This is a genomic window from Microbacterium martis (genome assembly GCF_047246685.1).
Taxonomy (GTDB): Bacteria; Actinomycetota; Actinomycetes; order Actinomycetales; family Microbacteriaceae; genus Microbacterium.
The window spans coordinates 596,447-608,925 of the sequence record NZ_JBFOKT010000002.1 but is presented as its reverse complement, the minus strand read 5'-3'; the positions used below and the strand labels follow the sequence as shown (position 1 = coordinate 608,925).

Sequence of the window (12,479 nt, the reverse complement as noted above, 5' to 3'; positions counted from 1 at the left end):
CCAGAGCATCGATGAGATCGCGGTTCTGGGTGTGTCGGGAACCCGGCACACCATCGGCACCCCGACACACCCCAGGATTCCTGCCAGAGCATCGATGAGATCGGGGTTCCTGCCCCTCTGGGTGGTCGAGACGGCCCCGTGTCGGCCCAGATCGTAGGTTCCAAGTCGGCATCTCATTAGGAGCTGAGGAGGAAGTTGTGTGACACCACAATGATCCGAGAATCGCCCGAGCCGTGGTGCCGCACACCAGTAGGAGGATCAGCGACTCGGGATCAGCAGCGGCCGGGATCGGTGGCGATTCGCTCCTATGGCTCCTCGCCTTCCTAGGGTTCCTATTCGGAGATCCGGGCGCGGCGCGGGTCGAGGGCCTGTCGGTGAATGCGTTGACGAGACGATTCCGGGTGCATCGTCGGAGGGTCCGGTAGGCGTTCGCGTCGCCGGTGTCCCGCCGGAGCGTTTCGAGACCAGCGCCCCGGGCCAGGGAGGAGAGGATAATGAGGAGATGACCGTTGAGATCCTGCACATCGCTGAATGCCCGAGCTGGGAGAGCGCGCAAGCCCGCGCGCAGGAAGCGCTGACAGCCTTGGGACGCACCGATGTCCTCGTCACCACCCGATTGCTGCGCACTCCCGAAGAAGCAGCCGAAACCCCGTTCGCCGGCTCGCCGACGATCACGATCAACGGCACCGACATCTTCCCCTCAGACGGCCGCACCAGCGACCTCGCCTGCCGCGTCTACGCCACCCCACACGGACTCAAGGGAACACCCACCACCGAACAGATCACTGACGCGCTACGCACACGGATCTAACCCAGGCCCCTCCCGGCCGAGACCTCACTTGGGCCAGATCAAGCCGTCACCCCTGGGCCGCTTCATATTGACATAGTCATTTCGCACTCTTCGCGCTTTCCGCGCTCGCTCCACAGCGCTGCCCGCCTAAGCGTCGATGGTGCTCAGGCGGGCAGGTTGTGCGATCACGGGCTGAAAGCGTCTCAGATCGCAGGCTCTGGCGAGTGGACGGTGCTCAACAGTCCGCCCCCGGAGGATTCATGATCTCCTCGAAGGCCGCTAGCTGAAGTTCCCACTCATCCCCGAACTCTGTAGCCAGAGCATCGACCTCGCGCTGGAAACCCTCAGCCGTAGCCTCAAGCGCCCGAGCAATCCCTAGGAGGATCGCGGCAGAGCTATCCTGCACCGCCCACTTCGCGCGGAGCTTCGCCCGGGTCATGGTGCGCTTGAGCTGCCGCTTCGCCGCTCGCTTCGAGGCTCCACCCGCTGCCCGTAGGAGCCGCTGGATTCGATTCCGCCTCACCCGCGCTTCCTTGGGAGTGAGCTTCGAGCCATCCTCCCGGTAGTACTGAGTGCGCTTGCCCGTGCCGACACTGTAGCCACCGGCGAGCAGGGGCGAGACGGTCTGGGTCTGGCCGTGGCCGCTTGGCTCGATCTCCGCGCCTCCAGCTCGTGCGAGGTCGGGGATGCTCCTGTGCTCTCCGTAGGGGCAATGACTCTTGGCTACACAGCGCTGCCAGCGCCCGGTTCGTGCTGATTGATGCAGGGTACTCATTGGGTGCCTCCTCTTGACGGAGGCAATATCGGCGCACTTGTGACATCGAGCCGTGGTGTCACACAACGCTGACCATCGCGCGAGGAACGGGATCCATGTATCGTCATGCGCGCTGGACGGATCTCGCCCGAGGTCGCAGGCTACGGGCTGAGATGCGCGCTACAGCGTCGAGGGGATCGATGCTCCAGGCTGCGCGCTGAGACTGCGATCTCGGCTCACTTCAGCATGCTCCGAAACTGGCTTCTGGGCCACTCGCTTCGGACACACAAAACCGCCCGGCACTGTGGGAGTGCCGGGCGGTTTCTGTCGGAGCCAAGGGCGCCAGAGGCCGCATAGTCAGACTCCTACTTGATGGTGCACTCAGTATCACCCGATGCCACTTCGAACTCGACCCAGCTCGTTGCTCTCGACGGATTCTCTGCGTCTACAAGCCGCGCCCTCGCGCCGACCACTAGCGCATCCTCCCGATACAGCGAGAATCCGTAGCGATGCCCTTTCTGCTCTGTCTCATACTCGACAACCGCGTCATACGAGTACCTGTAGACCACCTCACCGTTCTGCAGCCACTCGCTTTCCACGATCACCTTCGGAAACTCGCCAGACTTCACAAGATCCGGGTAGCTCCAGCCCAGGCGGACATCATCCCGATTGACCACGCACGAGTCGATTCGCGGGTGTCCCCAAAAGCCGTCCTCTGGCTGCTCTGGTGTCTCCTGCTCGCCGCCACTGCCTCCGCCAGGATTGGCCCCATTACCTCCGCCGGGGTCGGTACCCTCGCCACCGCCGCCTGGGTTGCTTCCCCCTCCGCCGGGGTTCGTGCCCTCGTTGCCACCCTCGCCTGGGTGGCTTCCGCCCTCTCCCGGGTTCTCAGTGCCGGGGTGGGAACCATTGCCCGGTTTCGGCTTCATTCCAGCAATTCCTTCGAAGCCATCAGCATCGACCGCTCGCACCATGAACCCACCGTTCGAGATTTCAGCCGCTGATGCTGCAACGGCACCGAGGCCGAGACAAAGAGCGAGGCCGGTGGAAGCGGCGATGAGTGCGGGCCTGTTCTTTCCGTTCTTCATGGGATTGATCTCCTGATCTCAGATCGCCACCGAGCGCGGCGAATCGAGATCTATATCAAAACGGTGAAGATCGCTCGAAGCGCCAGACACAGAGAAAGCCGAAGGCGCGGGGAGAAAGGAGTAAAGGACCCACGCCCCCGGCTATCCAGGAGCATCCACATGATTGACGCTGACCTATCCAAACAGCATCAGTGAGCCATATCGCCGCACACTTCCCCGAGCCGTCTAGCTCTTCCCAGGGTTGTGTCACACCAGGACAAACAGCTGAAGGCTATTCGCTACGGTCCAACCTGGGGTCGATGGGGAGGTCAAACCCCATGGCCTCCGTTCGCACTTGCTCTGCGAAGGCAGTGTCTCGAAGCGACAGGGCGAAGGCAAGCAGAGCGCTAGGCACAATCATCTGGAGCACGAGCCTTGGGTCAACCGTTGCGTCGGGGTCACTGTCGAGGAAGGTGAGCATTCTTATGCCCCCAGCCTCTCGCTCGGCTTGGGAGTACATATCCGCCAGCTTCATGCTCGGCTTGGAGAGCGGAGTCGCATAGAGCCACATCTGGTAGAGGTACTTCTCTGACTGACCATATTCTCGTCCGATCGTTGAAGTCTTGATGCCGTGCTGAGCCTGGCCGAGTTCTTTGCTCTTCGGCAGTGCATCAGCCATTGCGAGGAACTTCGAGATGTACTCGCGATCACCTTGCCCCAAGGGGAAGCCCTCTTCCGCGGCCCTCAATAGCTGTTGGAAGTTGAACCTGTGCTCAAGGCCGAATGCGTGGACGGCATGCACGCCATGGACGAGCAAGGCTTCGAGGGCCATCGCCTGATCGAGGAGAGAGCGGAACATCGGGCTAGCTTCGACCGCGTAGCCAGACTGAGAAAGCATCACGAGAGCTCGACCTGTCCGCATGATGCTGGCCATGAGACCGTAGCCGAACTGGCCGACCTCGAATCGCTCCGCGATCTGCTCGCCTTCAGCTACCTGGATAACAGGACCGGAGTCTCCGAAACGCTCTCGCCAGATGCTCTCGAAGCGATCAAAGATCAGCTCCGCCTGCTCGACCTCTGTGCTCATGCAATGAGCGTATCGATGCCGTGATGTGACACCACTGCTGGAGGCTATCCACCACTACCCCAGAGGCCGAAAATCCATCGGCGCACTTACGACCAGTCAGGGTTGTGTCACATCACATGCCATCTGGAAGGGATTCGACCTCGTAGTCGAGCGTTTCCATGTTCCAGTTGGTGGCCACGCGGCCGTTGAGTCCATCTGTCCAGGCGTCGAGGCCGAGGAGTTCTTCGAGGAGATCTCTAGCACCATCGAAAGCTTGCTCACGCTTCCTGTTCTCGATGATCGTCTCCGGGTCGCCGCCCCGGTCGATGTGCCACTTCACCATCGGATTGTCTGGACCGACTTCACTGGTCTCGTAGTAGTGCTTCTCGACCCAGGCGAGGAGGTCACGCCAGTGAATCTGAGGCTCGCCGCTCCAGTACTCAAGCTCGTCATCGGGTCCATCGATGAAGGCCCGCAGAAAGTCCTGCTCGCTGAGCTGCATGGCCTCGGCCACTTCAGCCGCCGTGAACCATCCGGTCGTGTTCCTGTCTTGAGTCGCCATGCCATGAGCCTACCGAGGCCGTGATGTGACGCCACTGCTGCTGGGGCTCCCGCTGTGCTGAGGCTCCTCAGTAGTGGTGCGACGCCACCGCTGCTGAGCTGGCTGCTGACTGAGCCGCTGGCTGAGTTCTGCTGCTGAGGCTGAGGCTGAGGCTGAGGAGGAGGGCTGCTGGAGGCTGCCGACAGAGACTGTTGGAAGCCTGTTGGAAGGGGGCTGCGGTCTCGGGCTCGGCGGGACTAATCCAAAGTGGTAGTGGTGGTGATTTCCTCTAGTGATACGAGGAAACATTATTCGCGTCTTTTCAGTGAAGATAGCCGCGAGATCTCAACAGAAGCACTATTGCGGCCTCGATCAATAGCTTCTGCAAGGACTCCTGCAACCACTCCTGCAATAGGCAAAACGATATGGCTCTCTGCTCCCGCGGGCGAGCTGCAATAGGCAGCCGCAGTCCCCGCCCAAGGAGCCCGAAAAGAGGAGAGAGACCATGACAGAACCCACCACGACAGCCAGCTCTGTCCCCAACTTCCTGGAGGAAGAGGACTACGAGCAGCCTGCTCAGCCGCCTCGGGCCACCGCACCCGCACCGATCCGAGTGAGGCTAGCCGCCCCCGAGGAGCCTGCTGAGGCATCCGAAGAGCCCATCGAAACAGCGGAGGAAGAGCCTCAGACCGAGAAGGCCAAGCGTCCGAGCGGTGCCTACATCACCGAAGGAAACGCTCGGCTCGTAGCCTTCACGGGCATGTTTCCAGCAGTAGATGTGGAAGCTCTCTCGGTGCTCAGCAACCGGCAGGAAACCAGATTTGCCCCCGGCGGCGAGCTGACAACCGTTCAAGGAACCAAGCAGCGGCTCGACAAGATCGTTCGAATCGGAGCGCTGAAGCGAACCAAGAACATCGGCACCAAGGTTCAGCACTATGGCATCACTGATGCCGGGATCGGTGCGGCTTGGAGCTACGGCTACGCGCTAGAGAAGCCGGATCGCATCGACGGACTGAGCAAATCCCGGCTCACTCACTACCAGATGATCGGCCATGTGGCGGCTCTCCTAGCCTCTCCTCATGGCTTCTACAAGAAGGCTCTCGGCATCGATCCTGTACCCCTCGACAACCTCATCAGCGAGAAGATGATGCGCGCTTCCTTCGATGGAGTGAAGCGGAAACTCAAGGAAGAACTCGAAGCGGACGCCTCAATAGACCACCGAGGAGACTTCGGACGGTGGCGAGACGATGTGATCAAGTCAGCCGTTCAGGCAGTTGCTGAAGGTCGGCTCCAGTGGAACGAGATCGTGGAAGCACGGCCTGCGCTGCTCACTCTCGGCGCTCCTCAGCGAGGCGAGACGAAGCGCAAGGCTGTCCATCAGCCTGATCTCACAGTGATCCTCGACGGTGATCGCACTGGCCCACGGGCGAAAAATGTGCTCGTCGAAGTCGAGATCAGCAAGAAGAGCTGGGAGGACTACGACGCGATCTTCGCCACGCTCGCCCACGAGTTCGAAGATGGAACGATCTATGACCGGGGCATCTACTTCACTCACGGCAACCAGATCCCCAGCCTATTGCAGCGTGTGAACGCACGCGGAAACTACGGCCTCATCGAGTCAGGCCGGCTGAAAATCCTGCCCCTGCTTCACAGGGATGGAACACCGTTCTCCTTTGAGAACCGAGTCAAGATCGGAGGTAACTGATCATGGGAAATCTGTTCGACTACATCGGTGAGCTGGCTGCGCCACTCATCGACAACCTGCCGCTGATCGGCATCGTTCTCCTGGCGGTTATCCTCGTGATCCGCTTCGGGCTAGCCGCAATCATCCAGCGCCGCCAGCGCTGGAAGAACTACCGGGAGAAGCGAAACTGGAGCCCAGCATCCTGGTTCAAGGCCGAGCCCAAGATCCACTTCGAGATCGAGAGCGCACTGCTCGCCAACAAGGGCATCCGAGAGATGTACGCACCATCGAGCCTCTTCATCCGCGACCTCAAGGAGAAGGAGCAACCGTGGGAGTGGGCGTGGCTCTCGCCTAACCCCAGAGCCGTCCGCGCCAGCATCAAGGACAACCGGGGGCTCGGACGCGGGAAGAAGCTCGACGCTCGGAAGCAGATCGCCGAGGCGGCTATTCACATCGCCGTGCGAGACCTCCCCGAGAGTCATCGAGTGGTGGAGCTGGCACCCGAGGAGGTTCCAGAGAGCGAGACAGACAAGCAGCGACGGCGACGGGAGAAGCGAGAGGAGCGCAAGCTTCGCGCAAACCACTTCCGCATTGACCTCAAGCTCGACGGGCACGGCCCGGATGAGATCCGCCGACTCGAGGGCAAGATCGTCTCGCAGCTCGGTCTCAAGCGGCTCCAGGAGATCGATACCGAGGACGGTTTCACCATCAGCTACGCCGCCCACAAGACCGCTCCCGGCGATCCTCTGATGAAGCTGAAGGCGGGTGTCGAGTTCTTCAAGGAGCACCCGGCGAAGGTGGCCCACCTGATCCCGCTCGCAATCCGGGAGAGCGGAAAGCTCTGGGCGCTGGCCATGCACCACCTGCTCATCATCGGCATGACTGGATCGGGGAAGGGCTCGCCCCTCAACGGCATCATTCGACAGCTCGCGCACTTTGTGGACAGAGGCACGGCAGTGTTCTACGGCATCGACCCGAAGGCATCCGAGCTTCGGCCCTACGAGGAGTCCAGGCTCTTCACGGAGCTGGTCTATGAGAACTCGGGCGCCTGCGATGTGATCGCAGAGGTTCACAAGGTGATGAAGCACCGGGCTAAGAACAAGCGCGTGGATGTGGAAAACGCTGATCTCGGGCGCTCTCTCGACGCGACCAAGGAGAATCCGATGGTCGTGCTCTTCATCGATGAGTTCCTCTCGCTCCTCATCGCGCTCCAGGCCATGGGCAAGGACGGAAGGGCGGCGATCACTCTTCTCGTCGAGATTCTGGCTCAGGGTCGATCCCTCGGTGTCTATGTTGTAGCTGCCACACAGGAGGCCGACAAGGATCTCCTCGGTAGGATGCGTGGCAACTTCGCCAACATCATCCTCCTGAAGCAGAACAGCGAGTACTTCAATGACTTCTTCCTCGGTGATGGAGCCAGGGCCGCAGGCTACGACTCGACGGCGATCCCGCTGAGCACCAAGGCCAACGGCTACGCCTATGCGGGCATCGGCTATGTGAAGGAAGAGACCGGCAAGCCCGTCAAGGTCCGCTTCGCCTACAGCTCGGATCAGGACATCGCTGACCTGATCAAGGAGTACCCCAAGAAGGGGCGAGCGATCGCCTCAAAGCCAACGGCGGAGATCGACCCAGCGATCTACGACGAGGACGACGACGGAGGCTTCGGCTTCGAAGAGGTCGAGGCACCCAAATACACAGCGCCGAGCGGAGGAGGTTTCGGCAGGTTCTGAGTGAGCGACTGAGGGCCGCGATCCATCTCGGATCGCGGCCCATTCTCATGCCCGCTCGATGGTGGCACTTTCCTCCAGGATCGATGCCTCTCGCATCATCATCAAGAAACGCCCATCTCAGCCCATGGTTGCCCGTGAGACGCGAGAACACAGCCCAGAGGGTCGATGACTACGCGGCTCTAGGCTGCGCGCTCAGAAGGCAGTTTCTGCATCCTCGGAACCGTCAGGAAAAGCGTCCCCCGACCGTAGGAACACCCAGATCAGAACTATTTTCTAGGAGGAGTTGACTCCTCCTAGTTCCCGCATAATGTTGGCCATGTTCACCACTCCTAAAAACCCAGATCAGAAGGAAGAAACATCATGGCAAACCCGACGCAGACCCAGACCGCCGCTCCCCAGGCCGAGAGCTTCGACCGCAAGGATCTCAGCCGCGTCTTCTCCCGGCTCCGCCACGAGGTCGGCGGCCTCGTGGATGACGCGAACCGCACCCGCCCCTTCTACGCCAAGAGCAAGGAGGAGGCCGTGGCCAAGCGCGATGCAGCGCTCAAGGTCATCAGCGAGCTGGCCGACCGCATCGATGTCCTCAAGAAGCAGGACTGATCGAACCAGACAGGGCCGGGGATGATTCCCCGGCCCTTCCTCATTTCCCCAGACGGAAGGAATCGTCGTGGCAACCTACGATGCAACGGAAGCTCACAAGCACATCAAGCCCGAGCTGATGCCAGAGTTCAAGAAGGCCCTGGCTGACGCCGAGGCACAGGGCCAGGAGGTCTACTCCGTGATCGTCGGCAACGGCGTGCCGCTCATGTACTCGGTGAGGGACAAGCAGCCGTGACCTTCCAGGAGCTGATGGAAGTGCTTCGGCAGGCTATCGAGATCATGGCTCACGCGATTCAGGGCGGCTGGGAGATCAGCCGGCCCTGGCTCCACGATGGAGCACAGTGGATCGCTGACGGTCTCGCAGACTGATCCCGCACCAACACAAAGAGCCCCCGGCCACTGGCCGGGGGCTCCTACTTGTGTCATGCGGCGTCTGCTTGGACGATCCGCAGTGCCTCTCTCATTACTGGGCTGGGGACGATTCCAAGCCCCGGCATGATGATCGCCTTGGACATGTCGGACTTGATTCCCGTCATGAAATGGAACTCGGCATAGACCTCCGGCTCCTCTCGCCGCCGAGCTTCGGCCCGCTGGAAGCTGAGGAAGTGGACCGTGTCGACCAGAAGCCCAGCGGGCATGCTCTTCGCTTGCCTCTTCTTCGTCATGCCGCCAGCCCCTGAGTGAGCTGCCAAAAGCGGTAGTCGATTTCCACGCTGTCGGTGCACTCGACCATCTCCAGCGCTTCCTCAGTGATCGCCTGGAGCATCGGCGTCCCCATCCCAAAGAGCGCTGCGTAGGTGTGGAATCGGAAGAACATCGGCTCTTCGAGGGAGTTCGCCAGGGCATGCTTCCTATCCCAGAAGCCCATCGCGAACTCCCGGAGAACCATGTAGCAAACTGGTGCTCCGTCGTTCTCCATGATGTACTCAGCGAACTTGCGGATCTCGTCCGCTACATACAACTGCAGAAGACCCCAGGGCTGCTCCTCCGGCCCCCAACCGTTGAGCCTCCAGATCCTGCGCACAACCTCCTTCGGCCCGAGTTCGTGCAGCGACTCTTCTGCCGGGAAATCCGGATCGTTGACGAGGAGCTGGATCTTCTCAGCGAGCGCCCGGTCGATCTCTGCATTCATCTTCTTCTTGTTCATTTCATTACCAGTCTCTTGTGTTTGGTGGGGCCGCTACCCGCTGTGGGTAGCGACCCCAGTACTGCTCTGGGTTAGGCGGCTGCCTGCTCTTCGAGGGCCCGCTCAGCAAGCTCTCGCGCCTCGCGCTTCGCACGCTTCTTGGCCTCCTTGGCCTTCCGCTTGCGCTCCAGCTCCGCGGCCTGTGCCTCTGCCACCGCATCCATGTAGCGGAGGAACACCCGGCCCCTGTAGGAGTAGCTGGGGATACGGCTCGGCGTGTCCCGGTTCTCCTTGCGCTCTTCGAGGATGAAGTGCAGCTCAAGGCGGTTGTCGATCTTGGCGGCCTGGCCCTCCAGCGTCCCGAAGTACGCCTTATCCACGAGCTGACCATCGGCCAGCTCGATCCAGGTGCCGGGCTTCTTCTTTGCTGCCTTCACAGCAGCGTCATTCAGGTAGGTCCGGCCCTTCTCCTTGACGATGTAGCCGGGGGTGGGGAGTTCGGTGAACTCAGCAAACTTGCTCATGTTGAACTGCTTTCTGCCCTTGTGGGCTGGGTTTGATTGGTGGCTCTCTTGAGCCGGTTTTCTTTGGGTCGGACGGAGCCTGTGCTCCGCCGAGGTCTGTTGGCGCGCCAACGGCGCTCTCTTGAGGAAGGCCATTCCAGGCCTCTCTCGGAAAAATCGGATTCAGTTTTCAAGGTTCAGAAGCCCTTGACCGGTTCCTCGTTTCCTCCCCGGGGTTGCTTCGTGTCTTCGACATTACAGACCGAGTCTGTGAGACGCAAGCCCAAAATGGCGATCACTCCGCCACCCCAAGGAGGCACGGGGTTTATGCCCTCTTTTGCCGCATGATTCCGCGGGTGAGTTCGGCCGATCTACAAAAACTTTCTGAAAAAACTTCTGGCGTAGCATCCTGCGGAGGTCAAGATCGGCCCTCTGAGCACCTTCGAAGTCTCAGAGACTCAGGGCGATGACGGGCCCATGAGTGCCCGTGAGTATAAGATGGAGCCATGGCAGATGTGGTGATGAAAGTCGATGACCTCGACGGGACTCCGATCCCTCCCGATGGGGGCGGCTCGGTGAGCTTCGGCTTCCTCGGCAGACACTTTGAGATCGACCTGAGCAACGCCCACGAGGAAGAGCTGGCGAAGTTGCTCGCTCCCTACATCGAGAAGGCGCGCGAGGTAGCAACCCCAGCCGTACCCCTGGGAGAGACCGACCGGGCGCGCGCCCAACTCCTCCAGGCAGAGGCGCAGCGAAACCTGGCGGCGGGCAGGAAGCCCTATGACACGGTTGCCGCGAGGGAGTGGCTGCAAGAGCAGGGCATCGACTTCAACCAGATGGGCCCGCTCAAGAAGGAGTTCCGGGAGATCTACGAGCGGCACTACGGCCTTCCCGCCTACGACACGGCACCGCAGCACCCGACCAAGGGTTGAGCTGTCCAGCCGCTGACCACATGGCGCGATCTCAGCACCACTCCTGGCAGGTCGGCGTGATTGCTCACGCTCGGCGCGATGGGCGCAGGAGCGGGCAGCTACGACGAAGGCCGGGGCACCATTGCCCCGGCCTCATGTGTACAGCGTGCTGGCTGTCAGTCGCGCCAGTGGATGCTGGCGCGGTCCTCCATCGTCCGCTGGTCCGGTCCTGCCTTGGCGATCTCGATGTAGTCGATGAGGAGCTTGAGGAGCTGGTTGAATGAGTCGATGGTTCCCTGGTGGAGGGGGATGGGCTGTTCTAGCCGGTCGCTGCTATTGGGCTCTGCCGGGGGGCGCGCGAGAGCATCCTGCACTTCTCGAATCTGATCTTCGAGCGGCATACCCCGGCTGAACGGCACTGTGGTGGGCGGGGGCTCCGCGCTGGCAGCCTCGATCCGTTCTTGCAGTTCGTCTCTTTCGGCGTAGAGCTTGTCCACCTCAGCGAACGCGATGGCGGCGGGCAGTGTCTTGGTCCGGTAGCCCTCCATGAGTTCGGCGATCTGCTCGCTGATCTCGTCTACGCGCTGGAGGTCTTCGGGGTCCGGTTCGGAGCTTCCGGGTTGGATGTAGGTCCCGTATTCCTCTCTCCAGTAGGCGTAGGCGTAGAAGCGCCGGATCACATAGGCCTCCAGGAGTCCAGCGGAGATTCCCAAATGTCCCGCTTTGCAGCCGTAGGTTGCTCGGTTCCGGGTGCCGCTCGGGGTTGCTCCATAGAGAGGCTTCTTGCAGATCCCACAGCGGAGGAGTCCAGCCAGAGGCCAAGTGCCCTGGCGGACCTTGACCCGGGAGTGGGCTTCGAGCGCTCGCAGTGCTTGCCGCCGTTCCCTGAGGGTGATGATGGGCTCCCAGGTCCCCATGATGGGCTGGCCAGTCTCGTCATAGAGTGGTTCCCGGTGGTAGGTGCGGACTCCAGCGGTGCGCCAGCCAAGGAGGACCTTCTTGAGCACTGAGTGCTCCCACTTGCTTCCTCCTGCCGCGGTGAGCACTCCCTCTTCCTCCCAGCGCCGGGCTATGGATGTAATGCTGGCGCCTCCCAGGATCTCCTCGACCGCTCTACGGATACGCTCGGCCTCTGTGGGCTCGATGGTGAGCCCATCCTTTTCCCAGCCGAAGGCCCGCTGCCGCTGGAGCTTGGGCTTGCCTTGGAGAGCCTTGTGGTGGAAGGAGGCGGTCTGGCGCTCGGAGATTCGATCTGCTTCGGCGGCGTCCCAGGCTGCCACGGTGAGCGCGACGGCTCTCCCGTCTGCCGTGGTGAGGTCGTGGCTGCCCGAGACTACGGTCTTGATCTCCAGGGCTCCGGACTCGGCAAGGCCGATGAGCTCGATCCATTCGAGCGGGCGTCTGGTGAGTCTGCTGTTGCTGTAGGCGACGATGGTGCCGATGAGCCCGTCGCGGACGGCTTCGAGCATGGCCTGATACTGGGGCCGGGGCTTGTTTCCCGTCCGGTTGCTCGCTCCGATGTCGTTGTCGGTGTAGACGGCGACGACTGGAAGGCCGAGTCGGTCCGCGAGTTCCCGGCAGTCTTTCTCCTGGCGCGATACGCCGATCTTGTCGCCTTCGGGATCTCGGCTGATCCTGGTGTAAATCGCTGCGCCGGGCGCTCGCGTCCTGCGTTTTGTCGCCATTGAACTCTCACATTACACCATA

General features: G+C 61.4%; 14 protein-coding genes. 6 read left to right on the top strand and 8 right to left on the bottom strand.

Translation table 11 applies throughout. The annotated features are described in order from the left end of the window. Positions 1-502: 502 nt before the first annotated feature. A complete protein-coding gene (locus AB3M90_RS10830) occupies positions 503-811 on the top strand; it encodes a hypothetical protein (protein ID WP_412951958.1) in 309 nt (102 codons plus the stop codon). A 214-nt stretch (positions 812-1,025) separates the two neighbouring features. On the opposite strand, the gene AB3M90_RS10825 is transcribed toward AB3M90_RS10830, so the two are convergent. From AB3M90_RS10825 to AB3M90_RS10810, 4 genes are all read right to left on the bottom strand, one after another. Next, positions 1,026-1,565, bottom strand: coding sequence for a hypothetical protein (locus tag AB3M90_RS10825; RefSeq protein WP_412951957.1), 540 nt, complete (start codon positions 1,563-1,565; stop codon positions 1,026-1,028). A 344-nt stretch (positions 1,566-1,909) separates the two neighbouring features. Then, the gene (locus AB3M90_RS10820) at positions 1,910-2,632 is read right to left on the bottom strand and encodes a hypothetical protein (RefSeq protein ID WP_412951956.1); all 723 of its coding nucleotides are present in this window, start codon (positions 2,630-2,632) and stop codon (positions 1,910-1,912) included. A gap of 271 nt (positions 2,633-2,903) precedes the next feature. Further along, entirely contained in the window at positions 2,904-3,698 is a 795-nt protein-coding gene (locus AB3M90_RS10815) for a DUF5677 domain-containing protein (RefSeq protein WP_412951955.1), read from the bottom strand. A gap of 112 nt (positions 3,699-3,810) precedes the next feature. Next, entirely contained in the window at positions 3,811-4,239 is a 429-nt protein-coding gene (locus AB3M90_RS10810; RefSeq protein WP_412951954.1) for a hypothetical protein, read from the bottom strand. A gap of 484 nt (positions 4,240-4,723) precedes the next feature. Here AB3M90_RS10810 and AB3M90_RS10805 point away from each other — a divergent pair, with 484 nt between their 5' ends. From AB3M90_RS10805 to AB3M90_RS10790, 4 genes are all read left to right on the top strand, one after another. Next, on the top strand, positions 4,724-5,923 hold the full coding sequence (locus AB3M90_RS10805; protein WP_412951953.1) for a hypothetical protein: 1,200 nt from the start codon (positions 4,724-4,726) through the stop codon (positions 5,921-5,923). A gap of 2 nt (positions 5,924-5,925) precedes the next feature. Beyond that, positions 5,926-7,632 carry an FtsK/SpoIIIE domain-containing protein gene (locus AB3M90_RS10800; RefSeq protein WP_412951952.1) on the top strand — a complete coding sequence of 569 codons (1,707 nt, stop codon included), beginning with the start codon at positions 5,926-5,928 and terminating at the stop codon, positions 7,630-7,632. A 360-nt stretch (positions 7,633-7,992) separates the two neighbouring features. After that, positions 7,993-8,232: a hypothetical protein gene (locus tag AB3M90_RS10795; protein ID WP_412951951.1), complete on the top strand. Its 240-nt coding sequence runs from the start codon at positions 7,993-7,995 to the stop codon at positions 8,230-8,232. Positions 8,233-8,299: 67 nt separating this feature from the next. After that, complete coding sequence (locus AB3M90_RS10790; RefSeq protein ID WP_412951950.1) at positions 8,300-8,467, top strand: hypothetical protein; 168 nt, start codon at positions 8,300-8,302, stop codon at positions 8,465-8,467. A 187-nt stretch (positions 8,468-8,654) separates the two neighbouring features. Here AB3M90_RS10790 and AB3M90_RS10785 read toward each other — a convergent pair whose 3' ends face one another. From AB3M90_RS10785 to AB3M90_RS10775, 3 genes are all read right to left on the bottom strand, one after another. Next, the gene (locus AB3M90_RS10785; RefSeq protein WP_412951949.1) at positions 8,655-8,897 is read right to left on the bottom strand and encodes a hypothetical protein; all 243 of its coding nucleotides are present in this window, start codon (positions 8,895-8,897) and stop codon (positions 8,655-8,657) included. Beyond that, positions 8,894-9,379, bottom strand: coding sequence for a hypothetical protein (locus tag AB3M90_RS10780; RefSeq protein WP_412951948.1), 486 nt, complete (start codon positions 9,377-9,379; stop codon positions 8,894-8,896). Before AB3M90_RS10780 ends, AB3M90_RS10785 begins: the two co-directional genes overlap by 4 nt. Positions 9,380-9,450: 71 nt before the next feature. Further along, positions 9,451-9,882: a hypothetical protein gene (locus AB3M90_RS10775; RefSeq protein ID WP_412951947.1), complete on the bottom strand. Its 432-nt coding sequence runs from the start codon at positions 9,880-9,882 to the stop codon at positions 9,451-9,453. Between the two features lie 485 nt (positions 9,883-10,367). On the opposite strand from AB3M90_RS10775, the gene AB3M90_RS10770 reads away from it, so the two are divergent. Beyond that, positions 10,368-10,793, top strand: a complete 426-nt coding sequence (locus tag AB3M90_RS10770; RefSeq protein WP_412951946.1) for an Lsr2 dimerization domain-containing protein — start codon at positions 10,368-10,370, stop codon at positions 10,791-10,793. Positions 10,794-10,948: 155 nt separating this feature from the next. Here AB3M90_RS10770 and AB3M90_RS10765 read toward each other — a convergent pair whose 3' ends face one another. Next, complete coding sequence (locus AB3M90_RS10765; protein WP_412951945.1) at positions 10,949-12,457, bottom strand: recombinase family protein; 1,509 nt, start codon at positions 12,455-12,457, stop codon at positions 10,949-10,951. Positions 12,458-12,479: the final 22 nt, after the last annotated feature.

Excerpts from the sequence above, each read along its gene's own strand:
- AB3M90_RS10810 (WP_412951954.1), bottom strand. The coding sequence starts at position 4,239 with ATGGCGACTCAAGACAGGAACACGACCGGATGGTTCACGGCGGCTGAA.
- AB3M90_RS10825 (WP_412951957.1), bottom strand. The coding sequence starts at position 1,565 with ATGAGTACCCTGCATCAATCAGCACGAACCGGGCGCTGGCAGCGCTGT.
- AB3M90_RS10815 (WP_412951955.1), bottom strand. The coding sequence starts at position 3,698 with ATGAGCACAGAGGTCGAGCAGGCGGAGCTGATCTTTGATCGCTTCGAG.
- AB3M90_RS10780 (WP_412951948.1), bottom strand. The coding sequence starts at position 9,379 with ATGAACAAGAAGAAGATGAATGCAGAGATCGACCGGGCGCTCGCTGAG.
- AB3M90_RS10805 (WP_412951953.1), top strand. The coding sequence starts at position 4,724 with ATGACAGAACCCACCACGACAGCCAGCTCTGTCCCCAACTTCCTGGAG.
- AB3M90_RS10775 (WP_412951947.1), bottom strand. The coding sequence starts at position 9,882 with ATGAGCAAGTTTGCTGAGTTCACCGAACTCCCCACCCCCGGCTACATC.
- AB3M90_RS10765 (WP_412951945.1), bottom strand. The coding sequence starts at position 12,457 with ATGGCGACAAAACGCAGGACGCGAGCGCCCGGCGCAGCGATTTACACC.
- AB3M90_RS10770 (WP_412951946.1), top strand. The coding sequence starts at position 10,368 with ATGGCAGATGTGGTGATGAAAGTCGATGACCTCGACGGGACTCCGATC.
- AB3M90_RS10785 (WP_412951949.1), bottom strand. The coding sequence starts at position 8,897 with ATGACGAAGAAGAGGCAAGCGAAGAGCATGCCCGCTGGGCTTCTGGTC.
- AB3M90_RS10820 (WP_412951956.1), bottom strand. The coding sequence starts at position 2,632 with ATGAAGAACGGAAAGAACAGGCCCGCACTCATCGCCGCTTCCACCGGC.
- AB3M90_RS10800 (WP_412951952.1), top strand. The coding sequence starts at position 5,926 with ATGGGAAATCTGTTCGACTACATCGGTGAGCTGGCTGCGCCACTCATC.
- AB3M90_RS10795 (WP_412951951.1), top strand. The coding sequence starts at position 7,993 with ATGGCAAACCCGACGCAGACCCAGACCGCCGCTCCCCAGGCCGAGAGC.
- AB3M90_RS10830 (WP_412951958.1), top strand. The coding sequence starts at position 503 with ATGACCGTTGAGATCCTGCACATCGCTGAATGCCCGAGCTGGGAGAGC.